A 19,186-nucleotide genomic window follows, 5' to 3' on the forward strand; every position below is an offset into this window, starting at 1 on the left:
ACAGGGGCGCGATTCTCCGCGATAAATGAGCGGAAGCAAAGACTTAGCTGAGGAATGGTTGTACGGAGCAGATTGGAGGATTGTCGTTTTTGGGAAAAAACCTGTCGATGACAGATACGTCTGATGTCGTTTTATGGCACGTTCCGGCGCCGAATGCGTCATGGGGAAAACCCGATCAAATCGATCGGGCCAACATGAAGCCAAGGGACATGCAAAAGATGCCCAGACCCAGCAAGCCCCAGATCGGGCGCATTTCTTTCCTGTTTTTGATTCGTATTTTTTCAGCCCACTCATCGTGCTCCCGTTCCAATTGTTCCATTCTGGCTTTGGCGTCATAGGTACTCATGTTGATTTCCTTTTGGGTCATGTGTCTGAAGATTGCGAAAGCCAACGCTCAAAACCTGAAAAAGACGCCCGCCAATGCCGCGCTTGCCGTTAACACGCCGGCCACTACCGCGACTGGATAAAAATACGTCTCCCACTTCAGCTTCTTTTCTTCCGCCAGAAGCTTCTGCCTTTCAGCCACAAGTTTTCGCGTTTCGTTATGCAGCCTGTCGAGTTCCAGGTTTTCACGGTTGTTCTGAAGCATTGGCCTTCCTTGGCTGATGGCAATTTCGGTCCAGGTCGCCGTTCCATCCTGAAAAGCGCGTCCTGTCCTGCTCTCTATGGTTTCGTGCTTCACATCTCGCCGTATAGCGGATAAATCCGGCAGCACTCGTAGGCAACATCCGTAAATCCCGCAGGACGGGGCATCCGTTTCCTAACGTTTTTAAACAAACTCACCGATTGGCATTTTCGGCTATACCCAATGGCGAAGCGACTGACAGCCCTTTCCAGCCCCCTGCCCCATGGAGCCTTCCCATGCCCCTCGTCCGCGTCGAACTCAAGAAACGCCCCGACCCGACCTTCACCAAACGCGTCGGTGAGCAGATCTACGCCGCCATGCGCAGCACGATCAATGTGCCGGAGCACGACAACTTCCAGATCCTGGCCGAGCACGACGGCGAGCATTTCGTCTTCGATACTCAATACCTGGGGATCCAGCGCAGCGACCAGTTGGTGATCATCCAGATCACCCTCAATGAGGGCCGAACGCTGGAGCAGAAAAAGGCGCTGTACCAGACCATCGCCCAGAACCTGAACACGCACCTGTCGATCCGTCTGGAAGATGTGTTCATCAACCTGGTCGAAGTAAAGAAAGAGAACTGGTCTTTCGGCAACGGCATCGCCCAGTACGCCAGTTGATGCACCTGCTAGCGATCCGCCGGCGCGGCGTCCGCGAGTTGTTCGGCACCGCCAACATCGACTTCTGACGAAGCGCCCGCGCGCGCCCCGTATCAGCTCCTACACTGGCTGGTGCGGGGCAATGCCGGCCATTGCCAAACCGCTCTGCAATCAGCACTCTGACACGACTTTCGCGACCGACACGCCGACGATCACAGGAGCCGAGCAATGCCCGCCACCGTTCTGGTACTGGTTGAAACCATCAATGACTATCTGCCCATTCTTGAACGACAGGGCTTTCACCTGATTCTTGCCCCGACTCCCGCCGAACGCGCCCAGGCCATTGCCACTCACGGTGCTCGTATCGATGCGGTGCTGACCCGTGGTCCGCTGGGGTTGTACGCCGAAGAAATCGCCGCATTGCCCACGCTGAAAATCATCTGCGTGATCGGTGCCGGCTACGAACAAGTGGACCTGCAAGCCGCCAGCAACCGGGGCCTGACCGTCACCAACGGCGCCGGCGTCAACGCCTCGTCGGTGGCCGACCATGCCATGGCATTGCTGCTGGCGCTGGTACGCGACATTCCACGCTGCGATGCCGCCGTGCGCCGTGGCGAATGGCCGAAGATCATGCGCCCGTCCCTGGCGGGCAAGCGGCTGGGGATTCTTGGTCTCGGCGCAGTGGGCATGGCCATCGCCAAACGCGCGAATCTGGGTTTCGACATGGAGATCAGCTACCACAACCGCCAAGTGCGCAACGACGTGCCCTACGCCTTTTGCTCGACCCCCACCGAGCTGGCGCGAGCCTCTGACTTTCTTGTGGTTGCGACACCCGGCGGTATTGGCAGTCAGCATCTGGTGACCCGTCCCGTGCTCGATGCCCTGGGGCCGAAAGGCTTCATCGTCAATATCGCTCGAGCCAGTGTCATAAACACCGCGGACCTGATCACTGCCCTCGAACAACGGCGGATTGCTGGCGCTGCACTGGATGTATTCGATCACGAACCGCAGGTGCCGGATGCGCTGAAAACCTTGAGCAACGTGATTCTCACCCCGCACGTCGCCGGACTGTCACCTGAAGCCACCCAAGGCACCGTGGATCTGGTGGGGAAAAACCTGGTGGCGTTCTTTGCCGGGGAGCCGGTACTGACACCCCTTACGCTGCCGCCGAAGCAGAACAACCAGCGCGTGCACTAAAGTACGCCGAGCAACGTCCATAGCCGTCGCGATTCGGCGTCGGCCGAGATCAGCTCGCCGAGCAGTTCACTCAACGGCTTGTTGCCCCACTCCACCCCGCGCCGGATCAGGTATGGCACTGGGCTGTGGGGTTCGGTGCGGGCCAGGTATTCGGCGATCAGCAGCAATTGCCGATAGGCCTCTTCACGGCTCGCCGGCTCACGAAAGACCTGCGCCACAACGGGGACTTCCTCGACCGGTTGCGCCTCTACCACGGGGGCTTCGACGGGGGCGACCGGCGCCGGTTTTTGTGGGTGCATGGCGATGAACTCCTGAACCAGTTTCAGCAGCGCTTGAATGATGCCCTGCAAGGGCTGCAGACCCGGCCCCTGATCACCGAGGTACGTATCGCTCCAGGCGTTCAAACGTTGCAGGTGTTGCTGGCTCAGCAGCAGATTGCCCTGTTGGCGCAGCCAGAACGCCAGCGGCGTGGCGCGCACCTGTTCGCTGAGCTTCTTCTGTTCATTGCGTGCGGTCTCCGCTGAAGCCTTGGCATTCTTGCTGTCATTGACCTGCACCTGTTGCACCTGCAAGCGGCGCCAGGTTTCCAGGTTGTACGCCTCGAAATCGCTGTTGTGCGAGCCGAACAGCGGCACCCGGGTCAGCAGCACCTCACTGTACCGACGCACCAGCCATTCCAGCGGAATCACCCGCCATGACTGATCACCCTCCTCGGCCTGCGGGTGCAGTTGTTCGGGATAGCGCTCACACAATCCGGCGATCAGCGCCAGGCTACCGGGCAATCCGTCCAGCCCCTGAAGATGCAGCCAGGCCTCGCCGAGCCAGGCGCTGAGCATCAGGTCCTTGCTGCGCTCGATCAGCAGCGTGGTGGTGAGTGTTTCCACTGCCGGCCAGTTCGCCTGTTTCAGCGTCGATTGCCAGACCCCGGTCGGCAGGCTCGCATCGTCTTCACGGCGCAGGTCGCGCAATTGATCGAACTCGCGTTCGTAACGCAGATCCGCACCACAAGGCGCATCAGGGCTGATCGGTGCAAGCAACTGATCGATCAGGTCGGGCAAGGTTGCAGATGGCAGGCTCACAGGCCCTCCTCACGGGATTCAATGGCGGCAGTAGTGCCGGTTGCCTGGAACGGTGAACGCGGCGCCCGGGTCGGCAACGGTGGAATCGACAGCGGCAGCTTCGAACCCTGACTCATCAACGACAGTCGCACGAACATCCGGGTGAATTCGCTGGTGACACTGTCATTGAGCGCGGTAACCGGAAGGCGCAGGGTCAGCGGAAAGTCCGTGTAATCCATGCTTGGCTGGCGCTGAACCGAGAAGTGCGCGCGCATCAGCCGCAGCAGCGACCATGGCCCGCCGTACTCCCAGCCCGCCTCCATATCCCGCACCACCAGGTTCGGTTGCAGCGGGTCATTGACGGGGCGCTCGCGACCGTTGCGCGCCCAGCGCAGGGTCAGGCGGATCGGCTGGCCGACCATCCAGCGCAGGTTCGGCTGCTCGGCGGCGGGATAGCTGATCTGCTGATTGCCGGCCAGCAAGCCCCCGGCGATCACCTGATCGGCACCGCGCTCATCGTCGCGGTCGGTGCGCCAGCGGACGTCCATCTCGACACCGAGAAGGCCGCTCTTGTCGCGCACGAACAGCGGGGTCAGCCAGAGGCTCGCCTGCTTCAAACGGTTGAGAAAGTCTTCCGCCGCCAGCCGTTCCGGGGTCTGACTCAGCACCAGTCCGGCCTGGGCCACCGGCAGGCGTTTGTCGATGACTTCCAGAAAATGCTGGACCCGCGCCGGGTCGGCATCCTGCGCCTGCAAACCGTTGGCAAACGGAAAGCGGTCAGCCAGATACTGATTGAAATAGTTGGCCAGTTCATTCCACGCCGCCGCAGCCTGCTGTTGTTGCAGGTACTGGCAACGCTGCATGGCCGACTGTTGCAACTCCACCGCGCGCATCGCCAGAGTGCCGCGCCCGCCCGCCAGATTGGCGGTCTGCAACACCTGCACGCAGGAACCGGTGTCCATCTCGATGAAATCACGGCTGACCAGTTGCTCGATCTGCGCCGGCGAGCTGGCCGGGTTGGACTCCTTGAACTTAAGCAGTTCGTCGTTGAGCGCGCTGAACTGGGTCACCCGTTCGTAATCCAGCGCCGAGAGATTGCCCTGTTGAGTCATCAGCCACTGCAGCGCCGAAGTGCGCCGCTCGGTGATGCCGAGCATGGTGTTGAATTGCTGCTTGAGGCTCAGTTTCAAATCCTGCACATCGCTGGCGCCGTACAGTTGCAGGCCGAGGTTTTTCGAGCCGTCCCACTGACTGATTTCAGTCCGGCCGCCGAACAGCGGTTGTGCGGTGATTTCATCCAGACCGTTGACGATCTGCGCCATGGCCCGGCGATTCAGTGCGCCTTGCAGACGCGCCGCCAGATCACTGCGATGGACTTCGACAAAGGCCTTCTGCAAAGCCATTGCCTGCTCGGCCTGCACGTTGAACACCGCGTAAGGATGCGTCTGATCGTTGTGATCCTTCAGGCTCAGCCACATGGCCTTTGCCGCCGCACCTTCTGCCGCTTGCAGCAACGCCTCACGATAAACCGGCGGAATGCGCGGCAGTTCTTCGGCAACGTAACTCTTGTAGCTGGCGAAGTAGTTGAGCGAGGTATTGAGGTCGTCACCATCGACGGTCTGACCTTGCAAGTTGACGTTGTCTTCGGTGGCGCGCATCGCGATGGACACGAAGTCGCGTTTGAACAGCGCCTGCACCGCGTTATTGAGCTTCACCACCTGATCCTGCAACGCCAGTTGCCCGCTGCCTTGTTGCACCAGCAAGTTGCCGCGCGAACCGATCTGGGCGATCCACTGGTCACGGAAACTCTGCTGCAACTTGCCCGCCTGGGCATCGAGTTGTTGCTCGACCGCAGGCCCGAGCAGCGTGCTCTTGCGCACCTTGTCGAGAAATTCGCGGTAGCCCGGCACCAGCTCCTGCCCCTTGCCGCGGCCCCAGGTCGAGTTGGTCAGGGCAATCGCGGCTTGCAGGTCGTCGATCAGCGCACGCAGGTCCTCGAGTTCGCTGAGGCTGTTGCCACTCCCGGCCTCGAGCTGCTCCAGATGCAACTTGAGATAGCCGGCACTGCTGACAAAGTTGTCGGCCAGGAAATACTGATCGAGCCAGCGTTCCATCAGTCCGTTGAAATTGCTGACGATCAACGGCCGCTCGACACTCAAGTCCAGCGCCTGCAAATCACCGCTGTCCCCCGCCGCCAGCAGCCGGTTGTAATAAGCGGCGTGAGGTAACGTCGCTGCGTTGAGGTTGAGCGACAGCGCGTTGTTGCTCAGTTGCACCAGATCGTCCAGCGGTGCCCGCTGATTGTTCTGCACCTCAGCGAACAACTGGTTCTGTTGCTCCAGGCGCAACGCCCGGTCCACCAGGTCCGTGGCTTTCTGGTAGTTCTGCCACTGGGCCGGGTCTTCGCTTTCGACGCTGTTGCGCCGATCGGTCGTGCGGATCGCCTTGAGCTTCGCAAGCTCCGCCACCAGCAACGCATGCAGCGGCTGAACCATATGACCCTGGGCAGCCTGGAACACCGCCCGTTCGATCTTCAAGTCCACGGAAGAAATCCACGAAGACGGAAACGCCAGCGACACGTAGTGCCAGTGAGGTGCCTTTTCCAGCACCCGCCAGAAGCTCTGCACGTTGCGCCGGGTCGGCTCGACGCGGTGCGCCTCATCGGTGACCGTAACGTAGCTCTTGTGCGCGCGCTGCATCAGCCGCGCCAGTTCATGGGCATCCTTGACCGACTGGTTCCACACCCAGAACATCGCCAGCGCCCAGACGACCCCGACCACCAGCGCCACGCCGGCCGTCAGCCGTTGCCAACGCTGACGCAAGCGCAACAGCCGTGGTACGCCCAGCGCCAGACCACGTTCGCCGATCAGGCGCTGGCGCCACAGCTGACGCATGAACACGCTGCGCTGCAGGCCACTGTCATCGGCGCTGAAGCCGTCCAGTGCGTCGTCGGCCGGTTGATTGGCGCTGAAGTACACGCCGCGAAAACACGGTGCCTCGCCCTGAGCGTTGCCCTGAAACACCGGTTCCAGCACGTTCTGCAGACCCCGTCGCAGCGTTTCGAGACGCTCGGGCAAGGCGTACAGGTCCGCAGTCAACTGCCCGGACAACGTACCGAGTTCAATCACCGCTTCGGCGACGGCGCGGTGCAGGCGATCCAGCGCCTGATCGCTCCACTGCCCCTGCCACACCGCATCTCGCGCAAACGGCGATGACCACCCCAGGGTACGTTCGCGTGCCTCATCCGGCAGCGCGCTGATCAGGTCCTGAAATCCCGGCAGTTCCTCAAGACCGGTGACGATCACGTACACCGGCACGCTCAAACCAAAACGTTGCAACAGGTCGATGAAGCGTCGGCGCGCCGCAAGACCCAACTGCGTCGCCTGCTCCAGATTGCCCAGGCGACTGACCGGCACGGTCCAGATCACCCCGTCGAGCGGACGCTTGCTGCGCAGGCGCAGGATCAGTCCAAGCAACCGCCACCAGCCACCCCGTTGCAAATGCATGCCGTCTTCCGGCAGAAACAGGCCTTGGGGCACCACCAGCACCGCCCCTTCAGGGTCCGACCACCAACGGCCGAACCAGGCCGGTTTGTCGGTGGGTTGCAGGCGCCATTCGGTCACCAGTTGCGTGCCCTGGATCTCATCGCCGAGCATCAGCAGCCATGGCAACTGATAGCGATCGTGAGTGCCCTGCTCTTGCTCCATGTGCCGCACAGCGAGATAGAAACTGCGGATCGCCGCGCCGCTTCGAGTGCGCAGCCACCACACCGCCACCCCGACGATCACCAGCAGCAACAGCACCGCCACCACCCACGCGACGATCGTCAAGGTACTCATGAGTCTTGCTCCGGCACCGCTATCGAGTCGGTGGTTTGCAGCACCGGCTCCAGTTCGGAACGAATGTCACTCCACAAGAACTGGCCAACCCCGGTCAGCAACAGCACCATTGCCAGAATCCCCAGTGCCAGACGAAAACCGTCCGGCAACGCCGTGCGCACCGGCAATTGCAGCGGCGCAACCAGCGAAGGTTGTACCAGGCGCTGGCTGACATCGTCGTAACTGGCCTCGTCCTGCCAGGCGAAGGTGAACAACGCCAGCCGCCACTTTTCCAATTGCGCCTGGCTGTGCTCGCCGCGCAGACGTCCGTGGAAACCGAGAATCAGACATTGCAGATAGACGTTGGCGAGATCGCGGGTGGTGGGTTGCTGCTCATCGAGAAGAGTCTGGATCGCCGCCGGCAACTGCTCACCCGCCTGACGACTGGAATACAGGCGTGACTCCAAAGGTTTTTCCTGCCAGGCGCTCTGGCCCGGCCATGGGCTGAACAGCAGCGTTTCATCGACCAGAGCAACGAAGGCGTACACCAGTGCCTTGACCTGTTCGGTCGCCGAGTCGCCAACCCGCGAAAACGCCGTGCGCCACAGCCGTTGTGAAGCCTGGGTGGACAGCTCGACCACGGTTTCGACCAGCGCCGCATCGTCCTCGATGTCCTTGGGCAATTGAGTCCAGTCCAGTTGCCATTGCTGCCACGTCTGCCGGAACGCGCTGCTCAACGGTGCGTCCTGCAACCCAAGGCTTGCGGCACTTCCTTGCGACATACGGCGTTCCTTGTGTGATCAGGCACTTTCACTGTTCTGGGCGACAAACAGCACCACTTGCCACGGACTGCTGGTCAACCGGGTGGCCGGCGCGGCGATCACCAACGGCAATTGCGCGTCGAACCAGTTACCTTCGGCTGTCACCACAAACAGTCGGGTGTCGTCGCCGACGCTGTAGGCCACTTGTTCGTTGCGATTCATGGCCTGGTGCGTCAGGCCGCTCATGCGCTGGCGGCTGAGCAAAGCGATGTGCGGCGCCGAGGCAATGATCGCGCCGCGCAACCACTCGCCGGCCGCCTGCTCGCTGGCGCCGTTGGGCATGCGCAGGCCGATGACCAGCCGCTGGCTCGGCTGCTCGTCCGGCAACTGAATGGAAAAGCTGTGTTCGCTGCGCTCGAAAGCGATGCTGCGATAACCGGCACGAATCAGTTCCAGCGTGGTTTCCAGCCAATCGAGCAGCGGCTCGTAACCGCGCTGCAACTCGAAAAAATCCAGCGGCGCAAATGACGGCACGCCCGCCAACGGATCCAGCGCCGACCACGCGCCGGCCAACCCCAGCAACTGCACGTACAAACCCTGCGGATGAGCAATGCGACTGTTCAGCGAACCTTCGACTTCCGGCAGCCGCGTCCATAACGCGGTCAGTTGGCGACGGATCTCCAGCGCGTCGTCCTGATTGCCGGACTGTTGTGCCTGACGCAGACGCCCGCCCAGGAACAGGCATTTCTCCCGGGCCCGCGCGCAGAGCCCGGCAATTCGCCGACCCAGCGGCGACTCCGGCAAAAGGACCGGCGTCGGCGGCGTATAGGGCAACGGCAGAAAACCGCCGCCCTCCTTGCGGATTTTCAGCAGCGGCAGGCAGATTGAATCAGCCTTGTTCAACTGTGTGCACAGACGCGGATTGGGTCGCCACACGGTAATCGATTCGGGGAACTCGCCGCTGGTGAGATCCGGCAGGGCCTCGCCGACCACCGACTGCAATCGCCCCTTGAGCGGCAGCAATTGACCGGCGCGCCACAGCGGACTGATCGCCAGGTACACGGTGACGGTCGCATCGTCGGTTTCGTTGATCGAAGGGCCGACATCCAGCTCCAGCACAGGCCCGACACCCGCCTGCAGATTGACCGGCAACCCGTCGGGCATCGTCCCTTGCAATGACACCACGCGTACCACCCCGGCACTCATCGCCGAAGGGTCGAAATCCATGTGGCTGACCCCAAAGAACCACGGATTGCACGCCTGCGCCAGATGCGCGCCGAGCGCTTCGGCCCGCAGACCCTGCAACTGAAAATGCTGTGGCAGCAATTGCATGCCTTCATGCCAGCAGACCGCATCAGGTAGCAGACTCATACGACTCCCTTCGACTGCACCGCGAACCGGCGGCGGACGGTTTTTTCAGTTTTCCTTGCTGACCAGGGTCATCTCGCGGCTGTCGAACTTGAGCCATGCATCGCTCTGATCGTCCAGCCGCAAGCGGTGCGCTCCGGGTGTGTTATAGCTGGCGAAGACCAAAAGTCCAGCCGCCCGCTTGCCCCCCAGCGGGAAGGGTTGGCGGTCGATGAATTGCCCCGGCACCAGCTCCAGTCCCCACACGCTCATCAGCTGACGATAGTCGCGCTGGTACTGCTCGCGCCCGGCGAACCACTGCTGGGCGCTGATGCCCGACAGTTGCTTGAGCAGGTCAGGGTCATTGACCGCGATGAAATCCACAGCGATCGGTGTGTCGTCATTGGCCTTGGGCGCGACGTCGAGGGTCAGGCTGTCGAGGTCGACTTTCGGCCCGAAGAACGAACAGCCCGCGAGCAGCGCAAACCCGATTGTTAGAAAAAGTCGTGAAGACAAAATGAATTTTCCTTTTCGCGAGACAGTCCAAAAATGTTTTTCGCTTGCATTTTTATAGACCTGTTCTAGCGTCTTGGGTAGTTCGGTTCCTACAGCCGAATGTGGAAGGTTTGTCAAAGGAACGACAGGTCATCTGCCTCCCTTTCTAACCTGTGGTCCAGCAAGGGAAAGCGATGAACGGGCCTCCCCGATGCATTGCGCCCGCTCATCGCATCGGAGTCCGCCGACATGGCAGAAAGTACTCAGCACAAGCTCGACCGGGTGCGTCCGCCCAGAGTGCAAATCACCTACGACGTCGAAATCGGTAATGCCATCGAGAAAAAGGAATTGCCGCTGGTGGTCGGGATTCTTGCCGACCTCTCGGGCAAGCCGCTCGAACCACTGGCAAAACTGACTGAACGCCGTTTCACCGAAATCGACCGCGACAACTTCAACGACGTCCTCGCCTCCATCGCTCCCCGTGCCACCCTGCAAGTCAACAACACCCTCAGCGGCGACGACAGCAAGCTGAACATCGAACTCAACTTCAAGCACATCGACGATTTCGACCCGGTCAAGGTGGTGGAGCAAGTCACCCCGCTGCGTCGTCTGTTCGAAGCCCGTCAGCGCCTGCGCGATCTGCTGACCAAACTCGACGGCAACGACGATCTCGACAAACTGTTGCGCGATGTCATTGCCAACACCGAAGGCTTGCAAGAGATCAAATCGGCTCGCCCGGACACCGCTACCCCGGCAGTTGATGCCGAGGCCCCGGCCGAACCGCAAGCCTGATCGTCCACCTGACCGAGGAAGAATTCGCCATGCCCGCCGCCGCCCAGAATCAAGCCAGCGAAAATGCTGCCGCCGAAACTTTATCCCTGCTTGACCGAATCATTGCCGAGGGCCGCATGGCCCATGACGACAGCCAGCAGGACTATGCCCGCGACATGCTCGCGGAGTTCGCCACCCAGGTACTCGACGAAGGCATGGCCATCGACAAGGACACCGTGGCGATGATCAACGACCGCATCAGCAAGATCGATGAGCTGATCAGCGCCCAGCTCAACGAAGTGCTGCACCACCCGGACCTGCAAAAACTCGAAGCGTCCTGGCGCGGCCTGCACATGCTGGTGCAGAACACCGAAACCAGCACCCGGTTGAAGCTGCGCCTGCTCAACGTGACCCAGAAAGAGCTGCAGAACGACCTGGAAAAAGCCGTCGAATTCGACCAGAGCGCCCTGTTCAAGAAGATCTACGAAGAGGAATACGGCACCTTCGGCGGTCACCCGTTCAGCCTTTTGGTCGGTGACTACACCTTCGGCCGTCACCCACAGGACATCGGCCTGCTGGAAAAACTCTCGAACGTCGCCGCCGCTGCCCACGCGCCATTCATCGCTGCCGCCAGCCCGCGTCTGTTCGACATGAACAGCTTCACTGAACTGGCCGTGCCCCGTGACCTGTCGAAAGTGTTCGAGAGCCAGGAACTGATCAAGTGGCGCTCGTTCCGTGAAAGCGAAGACTCGCGCTACGTCTCGCTGGTGCTCCCGCACTTCCTGCTGCGTCTGCCATACGGCCCGGACACTTCGCCTGTGGAAGGCATCAATTACGTCGAAGACACCAACGGCACCGACCACAGCAAATACCTGTGGGGCAACGCCGCATGGGCGCTGTCGCAACGCATCACCGAAGCCTTTGCCAAGTACGGCTGGTGCGCGGCGATCCGTGGCGCTGAAGGCGGCGGCGCGGTCGAAGGCCTGCCGGCACACACTTTCCGTACCAGCTCCGGCGACCTGTCGCTCAAATGCCCGACCGAAGTGGCAATCACCGACCGTCGTGAGAAGGAACTCAACGACCTCGGCTTCATCGCCCTGTGCCACAAGAAGAACAGCGACATCGCGGTGTTCTTCGGCGGCCAGACCACCAACAAGTCCAAGGTCTACAACACCAACGAGGCCAACGCCAACGCACGAATCTCGGCGATGCTGCCGTACGTGCTCGCGGCCTCGCGTTTCGCCCATTACCTGAAGGTGATCATGCGCGACAAGGTCGGCAGTTTCATGACCCGCGACAACGTGCAGACCTACCTCAACAACTGGATCGCCGACTACGTGCTGATCAACGACAACGCGCCGCAGGAAATCAAGGCGCAGTACCCGTTGCGTGAAGCGCGGGTGGACGTCACCGAAGTCGCCGGCAAGCCTGGTGCCTACCGCGCGACCGTGTTCCTGCGGCCGCACTTCCAGCTGGAAGAGCTGACCGCGTCGATCCGCCTGGTCGCCACCCTGCCGCCTCCGGTAGCAGCCTGACCTGCCTGCGCCCGCAGGATTTCCCTGCGGGCGCTTCCCCGTTTGTCTAGCGCGACAACCTTCAGGAGTTTCAAGCGATGGATGCAATCATTCTCGACCTCGGCGGCGACATCAAAGGCGACAGCCTGCTCGAGGGCTACAAGGACAAGATCGAAGTCATGTCCTACAGCCACAACGTGGCGATGCAGGTGACCAACGACGTCAGCAACTCGGAGCGAACCTCCGGCCGGCCGCACATCGGTGAATTTACCCTGACCAAATTCATCGACAGCTCGACCCCTTCGCTCAACGAATATTGCTGTGCCGGCAAGCCGATCCCGGAAGCCAAGATCACCATCGGTCGCAACGCCGCCGAAGGCAGCGGGCAGATCATGCCGTTCATCATCTACACCCTGACCAACGTGGTGATCTCCAACGTCAGCGTCAGCGGCGGCACCGGGGGCAAACCGGTGGAAACCCTGTCCCTGAACTTCACCAAGATCAAATGGGAACTCACCGCGCAAAAAGACGACGGCACCAAGGAAGGCACCGCCGGCACGGTCTGGGACCTGGCGGCCAACAAGGCCAGCAAGTAACCGGACGTCCTCGCCATGGCAGGCACCGGCATACGCGCACCGCTGTTCGAACGCCTCGCCTGGAGCGAGGCCGACGAGCCGCCGGTGTTCGATCGGCAGGACTTGCTCGACTCGGTGCACGCCGAGCTCGGGCGCCTGTTCAACACCCGCCGTGGCCCGCGCGCACTGACGACACCTCCGAGCGTGATCGACTACGGCATCGCCGACTGGAGCGCCCTGCAACAACAGCGCAGCGATGACCGCCGTCGCCTGGCGCGGGACATTCGCGAGGCCATCACCCACTTCGAACCGCGCCTGCTGCTGGGCGAGGTTCAGGTCAATCCCCTCCCCGAACAGCCCCAGCGATTGAGCATCCGCCTGCTCGGCGAATTGCGCAGCGGCTCGCTGCACTGGCCGGTGGCCTTTGTCATCGAGCCCGGCAACGAAGGGCTGGAGGTGCGCCATGAGCGACTCGATTGACCCGCAACTGCTCGACTACTACCAACGTGAACTGACTTGGTTGCGCCACGCCGGCAGCCAGTTTGCCGAACGCTATCCGAAAGTCGCGCGGCGATTGGAGCTGTCTCCCGGTGAATGCCCGGATCCGCACGTCGAGCGTTTGCTCGAAGGCTTCGCCCTGCTCGCGGCGCGTCTGCAACGGCGTCTGGATGATGACTACGCCGAGTTCAGCGATGCCTTGCTTGAGCAGCTCTATCCCTTGGCCGTGCGCCCGTTGCCGTCCTGCGCCATCGTGCAATTCGAACCGGACCCGAGCAAAGGCAAACTCGACGGCGGCTATCCCCTGCCCCGGGATACACCGCTGTTCGTCACCACCAACAAGGGCGAAAGCATTCACTTTCGCACCAGCGCCGCCGTGCGGCTGTGGCCCATCGAAGTGGCCGAAGCGCTGTTGCTCGGCAGTGACGAAGCCCAGGCGCTGACCGGCGTGGCGCAGTCCCGTTCGGCCTTGCGCCTGAGCCTGCGCTGCCTGGGCGAAAGCCAATGGTCCGAACTGGAAATCGACAGTTTACGCATTCACCTGGCCGCCTCGCCCGTGATCAACGCCGGCCTCTATGACCTGCTCGGTGCCCACGCGGTGCAAGTACTTGCAGGCTCGCCGGGGAGCATTCCCGCCAAGGTGAAGGGACTGCCGCAGATCGTCGGGTTCGCCGACGGTGAAGTACTGCTGCCGGACGAGGACGGCGTACATCCAGGCATGCGTCTGTTGGCGGAATATTTTGCCTTCCCGGAGAAATTCCATTTCTTCGACCTGCCACTCGGCAGTGTTTCCAGCGACAGCCAGACGCTCTACCTCTACATCGTTTTCGACCGTGCGCCGGCCGGCCGATTGCACTTGCAGGCCAGCGACATCGCCCTCGGCTGTGCACCGGTAATCAATCTGTTCCCACGCACCTCCGAGCCGCTGCGCCCCGACGGTACCCGCAGCGAATACCGCTTGATTGCCGACAGCCACCGGGAAAACAGCGTCGAGATCCACAGCATCCGCGCGATGCGCTCCAGCTCCAGCGCCGGCGTGCAACGCCTGCCCGCCTATTACGGCAGCCAGCACAGCGGCGGCGATCAACAGCGTTACTGGCATGCGCGGCGAGTCAGCGGCCAGTCACCGAACCGGCTCGGCAGTGATCTTCTGGTCAGCGTCGTCGATACCCGTTTTGAACCGCAAACCGACCTGCCCGACTACAGCCTCACGGCCGAACTGCTGTGCACCAACCGACACCTCGCCCAGAGCCTGCCGGCCGGCACGCCACTGGGGTTCGAGCGGCCCGGGCCGGTGGCGTGGGCACGCCTGCGCAATCCGCCGAGCTCGCAGAGCCAGCCGCGACTGGACGGCGACTCACGCTGGCGGCTGGTGTCGCAACTGACCCTCAATCATTTGTCGCTGGTCGAAGGACCGCAGGCGCTGGATGCGCTGAAGGAGATTCTGCATCTGCATAACCTGCGCGATGAAGCCAGCGCCCTGCGTCAGATCGATGGCTTGCTGAGCCTGGCTTGCGAACGGGTGATCGGCCACGTCGGTGCCGATGCCTGGCGCGGCTGGCGCAACGGACTTGAAGTACAATTGCAGCTCGATCCGCAGCATTTCGTCGGCAGCAGCGCGGTGCTGTTCTCGGCGGTGCTAGCGCAATTCTTTTCGGTGTACGCCACGGCCAATCGCTTTGTGCGCACGGTGCTCATGCAGGCAGACAAGGAGGTCAAGGCATGGCAACCCCAAGCCGGCATGCCCCTGTCGCTCTGACACTGGGCCAGCGACTGCGCCGCGATCCGCAGGCGTTCGAATGGTTGCAGGCGTTGCTGTTGCTGGAGCGCGAACAGCCGCAGGCCGACTCCCTTGGCTCAGGCACGTCGCCGCAGGCCGAAGCGCTCAAATTGCGCGGGCCGTTGACGCCCGTGTTCGCCGCCAGCCAGATCGAAAGCCTTGAGGAAAAATCCGGTGAACCGCTGACCCTCAACTCGCCGATGTTCGGCCTCGGCGGCCCCGACGGTCCGTTGCCCTACGCCTATCAGGAATGGCTGCAACAACGGGCCAGGGCCAAGGATCACGCGCCCGCCGAATTCCTCGATCTGTTCCAGCATCGGCTGCTGAGCCTGCTGTACAAGGTGATGCGCAAACACCGGATCGCCCTCGGCTTTACCACGCCCGGCGCTTCGCCGGTGCAGGCGCAATTGCGGGCGCTGACCGGGTTGATGCCCAAATCGTTGCAGGAGCGCCAGGCGATTCCCGACTGCGCCGTTCTGGCCTGCACCGCGTTGTACGCCGATGGCCGCCGGTCGTTGGCGGGGTTCGCAGCGATTGTCCGCGAGCAATTTTCAGTACCGGTGGAGCTGAGCGCCTATGAAGGTGCGTGGCGTGAGATTCCGGCCGCCAGCCGCAGCGTCATGAAGGCTGGCGGGCGCAATCTGCAACTCGGTCGCACAGCCGTAGCCGGCACGCGGGTCTGGGATGAGCATGCCGGGATTCGCCTGACGCTCGGCCCATTGTCCTCGGCGCAGGCCGCGCGTTTTTTGCCGGACGGTGAGGCGCACCCGGCACTGGCCAGTCTGGCAGCGCTGTATTTCGGCCCCGATCTGGACGTGAAACTGGTGATTCTGGTGCGCGGTGCCGGGCCGCTGAAGCTCAGTCGCCAAGCCCCGGCACTGTTGAGCTGGAACGGCGGTTTGCAACGTCAGGCCAGCGTCACCGTGCAACGGATCGAAACCCGTCTTCGTCAGCTGGAGATCACCTGAAATGGAACTGGCCAGCCTGATCGGACGCCTCAACCCGGACAACCGCCGCGCCCTCGAACGCGCCGCCCAACGCTGTCTGCAGCGCGGGCATCACTTTGTCGAGATCGAGCATCTGTTGCTGGAATTGCTCGACATCGACGGCGGCGACTTTGCTTTCCTGCTGCCGCGTTTCGGGCTGGAACGGGATGCGCTGACGGCTGAAATCAACAAGGCACTGGACCTGTTCAAGGCGGGTAGTACCCGCACCCCGGCACTGTCCTCGCATACGCTGGGATTGTTGGAAGACGCCGTGGTGCAGGCCAGTGTGCTGGGGATCGACAGCATTCGTTCCGGGCTTTTGCTACTCGCATTGATTGATCGTGACGAGCGCCGAAGTCTGTTGCTCAACAGTGCGTCGTCATTGCTGCGGATTCCCAGGGAAGCCTTGCGCGCGAATCTGCTGGAGTGGACGGAGAACTCCCGCGAGCACGCAGGCCCGCGTTCTGTGTCTTCTGGAAATCCGGCGCCACGTCAGGACTCGGTGCTCGATCAATACACCCAGGACCTGACCGCTGACGCTCATGCCGGGCGCATCGATCCCATCGTTGGTCGCGACGGCGAGATTCGTCAGTGCATCGACATTCTTTTGAGACGCCGGCAAAACAACCCGATTCTGGTCGGCGCACCGGGCGTGGGCAAAACCGCCGTGGTCGAAGGCCTGGCGCTGCGCATTGCTGCCGGAGATGTGCCGCCGTCGTTGCAGGAAGTCAGTCTGCGAGTGCTTGACCTTGGTCTGTTGCAGGCTGGTGCCGGGGTCAAAGGTGAATTCGAACAACGACTCAAAGGCGTGATCGACGCCGTTCGCAGCGCCGACAAGCCAATCATCCTGTTCATCGACGAAGCCCACACTCTGATCGGGGCAGGCGGCGCCGAAGGTGGCAGCGATGCGGCCAACTTGCTCAAACCTGCGCTGGCCCGTGGTGAGTTACGTACGTTGGCCGCCACGACCTGGATGGAATACAAAAAATACTTCGAGAAAGACCCGGCCCTCGCCCGCCGCTTCCAGCTGGTGCAGGTCGAAGAACCGGATGAGATCACCGCCGTGGAAATGCTCCGTGGTGTGGCCGCCAAACTCGAACAACACCACGGCGTGCAAGTGCTGGACGCGGCGATCCACGAAGCGGTGAAACTCTCGCACCGCTACATCTCCGGCCGCCAGTTGCCGGACAAGGCCATCAGCGTCCTCGACACCGCGTGCGCCCGGGTCGCCCTCGGCCAGCACGACGTGCCGCCACCGCTGGAAAGCCTGCGCCACCGGCAAAACAGCCTCAAGGATGAAGTCGAGCGCCTGCGCCGGGAGCAGGCCACGGGGCTGGACCATCGTGAACGCATCACCCTGCTGGAGGGTGAGTCGAACACCAATGTGCAAGCGATCCGCGAACTGGAAACACGTTGGAGCGAAGAGCGCGTGGCCGTGCGTGAACTGCTCGAGACCCGCCGCGAATTGCTGGCGTTGAGCGAAAGCGCCGACAGCGACAAGCCCGACGAAGCCACCGACAGCCGCATCGATCATCTGGCCGCCGAACTGCTGCGCCTGGAGGCGGGACTGGATGCGATCCGCCAGGACGATCCGCTGGTACCGGAACAGGTCGACAGCAAAACCGTCGCTGCCGTGATCGCCGGCTGGACCGGCATCCCCGTCGGCAAAATGCTTGCCGACGAAGCCCATGCCGTGCGCACCCTCGGCACCCGCATGGGCCAGCGCGTCATGGGCCAGAGCATTGCGCTCAACACCATCGCCCAGCGTTTGCAGGCCTATCGAGCGGGGCTCACCGATCCACAAAAACCGGTCGGGGTATTCCTGCTGGTCGGCCCCACGGGCGTCGGCAAAACCGAAACCGCCTATGCGCTGGCGGACGCGTTGTATGGCGGTGAACGCAACCTGATCAGCATCAACCTTTCCGAATATCAGGAAGCCCATACCGTCAGCCAGCTCAAGGGCGCCCCTCCGGGTTACGTCGGTTACGGCAGCGGCGGCGTACTGACCGAAGCGGTGCGACGCAAACCGTATTCGGTGGTGTTGCTGGATGAGATCGAGAAGGCGCATCCGGATGTGCTGGAAGCGTTTTACAACGTCTTCGACAAAGGCTTGATGGAGGACGGCACCGGGCTGGTGGTGGACTTCAAGAACACCGTGATGCTCGCCACCAGCAATGTCGGTGCTGAGTTGCTGCTCGATACGCCCGTGTCACAGATCGGCTCCGAGCCCTTCAACGAGGTGCTGCACAAAGTCCTGCTGCAAGCCTTCCGACCGGCATTTCTGGCGCGCATGACGGTGGTTGCGTATCGGCCGCTGGATGAGCAGACGCTGGAAGGGATTGTGCTGGCGAAGCTGGAGAAATTGCGTGGGCGCTACAAGGCTGCGACCGGCAAGCAGTTCGAATTTGATTCGGGAATTGTGAAAGCGGTACTCGCCAAGTGCAGCGCGGCGGGTGCACGGGATGTCGAGAATGTGTTGATGACGCAGGTGACGGGGAAGTTGGCGGAGTGGGTGTTGGAATAAAGCGTACCCAAGGTTCATACGGAAACAAAACGACGGGACGAAAACATGGGGAATATACATTTCAACTTGAACAACTCTGCGCACCTTGGAGGATTGGCGCCGCCCCCCTTGGCCGCTGGAGGTTTTGGAAACGCGCTTTTGCCAGGTGGAATGTATGGCATGGCGGGGACGTACATCATTGTCAACTCCAACTCCAACAACCGCTACATCGGTATCGCCAACGATATAGGCACACGCTTCAACACCCGCTTGGCGACGATTACAGAGACCGGTTTTTTGCCGGCCGAAATGGCCAGAATCGGCGTCACCTGGGGAACAACCACTTGCCAGAATACCGCTCCGGTCTTTGGCGTCGCTCCCGCTCCCGTGCTTGCAGTACCCGCCCCTCCGGCTGCATTCAATGCATTGATCGATGGTGTCGCGGTAAACCTGGAGCGCTTGCTGATTCGCTTTGTCATCACTCAACTGGGTGCCGGCGGTACCGTTTCCAACAACGCCATGGCCGTAGCCCCGTATGCCAATCCGACTGCAAATCCCATTACCGTCCGCTTGACCTGGGGGGCCATGGGCGGCCTGTACCTGGCCGGGTTTCATCAGGCGATATGGAATGTGGGAATGATCAACGCATGGTGAAAAAC

Annotated in this window: 17 protein-coding genes; 10 read left to right on the plus strand and 7 right to left on the minus strand. The window is 61.8% G+C overall.

The features are described 5' to 3' along the window. Positions 1-175 precede the first annotated feature (175 nt). A complete protein-coding gene (locus CAF87_RS29300) occupies positions 176-346 on the minus strand; it encodes a hypothetical protein (RefSeq protein WP_167443778.1) in 171 nt (56 codons plus the stop codon). 48 nt (positions 347-394) lie between these two features. Continuing rightward, positions 395-589 carry a hypothetical protein gene (locus CAF87_RS14575; protein ID WP_085732020.1) on the minus strand — a complete coding sequence of 65 codons (195 nt, stop codon included), beginning with the start codon at positions 587-589 and terminating at the stop codon, positions 395-397. A gap of 272 nt (positions 590-861) precedes the next feature. Between CAF87_RS14575 and CAF87_RS14580 the strand changes: the two genes are divergently transcribed. After that, positions 862-1,245, plus strand: coding sequence for a tautomerase family protein (locus CAF87_RS14580; RefSeq protein WP_085732021.1), 384 nt, complete (start codon positions 862-864; stop codon positions 1,243-1,245). Positions 1,246-1,452: 207 nt separating this feature from the next. Continuing rightward, positions 1,453-2,421, plus strand: a complete 969-nt coding sequence (locus CAF87_RS14585) for a 2-hydroxyacid dehydrogenase (protein WP_085732022.1) — start codon at positions 1,453-1,455, stop codon at positions 2,419-2,421. On the opposite strand, the gene tssA is transcribed toward CAF87_RS14585, so the two are convergent. From tssA to CAF87_RS14610, 5 genes are read right to left on the minus strand one after another with little or no spacing between them, the layout of a single operon-like run. After that, on the minus strand, positions 2,418-3,500 hold the full coding sequence (gene tssA, locus CAF87_RS14590; protein ID WP_085732023.1) for a type VI secretion system protein TssA: 1,083 nt from the start codon (positions 3,498-3,500) through the stop codon (positions 2,418-2,420). The genes CAF87_RS14585 and tssA overlap by 4 nt on opposite strands. Beyond that, positions 3,497-7,318: a type VI secretion protein IcmF/TssM N-terminal domain-containing protein gene (locus CAF87_RS14595; RefSeq protein WP_085732024.1), complete on the minus strand. Its 3,822-nt coding sequence runs from the start codon at positions 7,316-7,318 to the stop codon at positions 3,497-3,499. The genes tssA and CAF87_RS14595 overlap by 4 nt, the downstream gene beginning before the upstream one ends. Continuing rightward, positions 7,315-8,079 carry a DotU/TssL family secretion system protein gene (locus CAF87_RS14600; RefSeq protein ID WP_085732025.1) on the minus strand — a complete coding sequence of 255 codons (765 nt, stop codon included), beginning with the start codon at positions 8,077-8,079 and terminating at the stop codon, positions 7,315-7,317. The genes CAF87_RS14595 and CAF87_RS14600 overlap by 4 nt, the downstream gene beginning before the upstream one ends. A gap of 18 nt (positions 8,080-8,097) precedes the next feature. After that, positions 8,098-9,429, minus strand: coding sequence for a type VI secretion system baseplate subunit TssK (gene tssK / locus CAF87_RS14605; protein ID WP_085732026.1), 1,332 nt, complete (start codon positions 9,427-9,429; stop codon positions 8,098-8,100). A 45-nt stretch (positions 9,430-9,474) separates the two neighbouring features. Next, positions 9,475-9,921 carry a type VI secretion protein gene (locus CAF87_RS14610; protein ID WP_085732262.1) on the minus strand — a complete coding sequence of 149 codons (447 nt, stop codon included), beginning with the start codon at positions 9,919-9,921 and terminating at the stop codon, positions 9,475-9,477. Positions 9,922-10,149: 228 nt separating this feature from the next. On the opposite strand from CAF87_RS14610, the gene tssB reads away from it, so the two are divergent. The 8 genes from tssB (at position 10,150) to CAF87_RS14650 (ending at position 19,181) form a co-directional block, all read left to right on the plus strand. Continuing rightward, on the plus strand, positions 10,150-10,692 hold the full coding sequence (tssB, locus tag CAF87_RS14615; protein WP_085732027.1) for a type VI secretion system contractile sheath small subunit: 543 nt from the start codon (positions 10,150-10,152) through the stop codon (positions 10,690-10,692). Between the two features lie 29 nt (positions 10,693-10,721). Then, positions 10,722-12,206 (plus strand): type VI secretion system contractile sheath large subunit, encoded by a 1,485-nt coding sequence (gene tssC / locus CAF87_RS14620; protein ID WP_085711487.1) that lies wholly within the window; start codon positions 10,722-10,724, stop codon positions 12,204-12,206. 77 nt (positions 12,207-12,283) lie between these two features. Then, positions 12,284-12,781 carry an Hcp family type VI secretion system effector gene (locus CAF87_RS14625; RefSeq protein ID WP_025111453.1) on the plus strand — a complete coding sequence of 166 codons (498 nt, stop codon included), beginning with the start codon at positions 12,284-12,286 and terminating at the stop codon, positions 12,779-12,781. Between the two features lie 15 nt (positions 12,782-12,796). Beyond that, entirely contained in the window at positions 12,797-13,240 is a 444-nt protein-coding gene (gene tssE / locus CAF87_RS14630; RefSeq protein ID WP_085732028.1) for a type VI secretion system baseplate subunit TssE, read from the plus strand. Beyond that, a complete protein-coding gene (gene tssF, locus CAF87_RS14635) occupies positions 13,224-15,017 on the plus strand; it encodes a type VI secretion system baseplate subunit TssF (RefSeq protein WP_085732029.1) in 1,794 nt (597 codons plus the stop codon). Before tssE ends, tssF begins: the two co-directional genes overlap by 17 nt. Beyond that, positions 14,981-16,006: a type VI secretion system baseplate subunit TssG gene (tssG, locus tag CAF87_RS14640; RefSeq protein WP_085732030.1), complete on the plus strand. Its 1,026-nt coding sequence runs from the start codon at positions 14,981-14,983 to the stop codon at positions 16,004-16,006. The genes tssF and tssG overlap by 37 nt, the downstream gene beginning before the upstream one ends. Position 16,007: 1 nt before the next feature. Further along, the gene (tssH, locus tag CAF87_RS14645; RefSeq protein WP_085732031.1) at positions 16,008-18,548 is read left to right on the plus strand and encodes a type VI secretion system ATPase TssH; all 2,541 of its coding nucleotides are present in this window, start codon (positions 16,008-16,010) and stop codon (positions 18,546-18,548) included. Between the two features lie 159 nt (positions 18,549-18,707). After that, the gene (locus CAF87_RS14650) at positions 18,708-19,181 is read left to right on the plus strand and encodes a GIY-YIG nuclease family protein (RefSeq protein WP_218189723.1); all 474 of its coding nucleotides are present in this window, start codon (positions 18,708-18,710) and stop codon (positions 19,179-19,181) included. Positions 19,182-19,186 lie beyond the last annotated feature (5 nt).

This window comes from Pseudomonas sp. R38(2017), from assembly GCF_002112395.1.
Taxonomy (GTDB): Bacteria; Pseudomonadota; Gammaproteobacteria; order Pseudomonadales; family Pseudomonadaceae; genus Aquipseudomonas.

What these genes read in the sequence shown, in the direction of transcription:
- CAF87_RS29300 (WP_167443778.1), bottom strand. Translation starts at nt 346, where the DNA reads ATGAGTACCTATGACGCCAAAGCCAGAATGGAACAATTGGAACGGGAG.
- CAF87_RS14575 (WP_085732020.1), bottom strand. Translation starts at nt 589, where the DNA reads ATGCTTCAGAACAACCGTGAAAACCTGGAACTCGACAGGCTGCATAAC.
- CAF87_RS14580 (WP_085732021.1), top strand. Translation starts at nt 862, where the DNA reads ATGCCCCTCGTCCGCGTCGAACTCAAGAAACGCCCCGACCCGACCTTC.
- CAF87_RS14585 (WP_085732022.1), top strand. Translation starts at nt 1,453, where the DNA reads ATGCCCGCCACCGTTCTGGTACTGGTTGAAACCATCAATGACTATCTG.
- CAF87_RS14595 (WP_085732024.1), bottom strand. Translation starts at nt 7,318, where the DNA reads ATGAGTACCTTGACGATCGTCGCGTGGGTGGTGGCGGTGCTGTTGCTG.
- CAF87_RS14600 (WP_085732025.1), bottom strand. Translation starts at nt 8,079, where the DNA reads ATGTCGCAAGGAAGTGCCGCAAGCCTTGGGTTGCAGGACGCACCGTTG.
- tssK (WP_085732026.1), bottom strand. Translation starts at nt 9,429, where the DNA reads ATGAGTCTGCTACCTGATGCGGTCTGCTGGCATGAAGGCATGCAATTG.
- tssB (WP_085732027.1), top strand. Translation starts at nt 10,150, where the DNA reads ATGGCAGAAAGTACTCAGCACAAGCTCGACCGGGTGCGTCCGCCCAGA.
- tssC (WP_085711487.1), top strand. Translation starts at nt 10,722, where the DNA reads ATGCCCGCCGCCGCCCAGAATCAAGCCAGCGAAAATGCTGCCGCCGAA.
- CAF87_RS14625 (WP_025111453.1), top strand. Translation starts at nt 12,284, where the DNA reads ATGGATGCAATCATTCTCGACCTCGGCGGCGACATCAAAGGCGACAGC.
- tssE (WP_085732028.1), top strand. Translation starts at nt 12,797, where the DNA reads ATGGCAGGCACCGGCATACGCGCACCGCTGTTCGAACGCCTCGCCTGG.
- tssF (WP_085732029.1), top strand. Translation starts at nt 13,224, where the DNA reads ATGAGCGACTCGATTGACCCGCAACTGCTCGACTACTACCAACGTGAA.
- tssG (WP_085732030.1), top strand. Translation starts at nt 14,981, where the DNA reads ATGGCAACCCCAAGCCGGCATGCCCCTGTCGCTCTGACACTGGGCCAG.
- tssH (WP_085732031.1), top strand. Translation starts at nt 16,008, where the DNA reads ATGGAACTGGCCAGCCTGATCGGACGCCTCAACCCGGACAACCGCCGC.
- CAF87_RS14650 (WP_218189723.1), top strand. Translation starts at nt 18,708, where the DNA reads ATGGCGGGGACGTACATCATTGTCAACTCCAACTCCAACAACCGCTAC.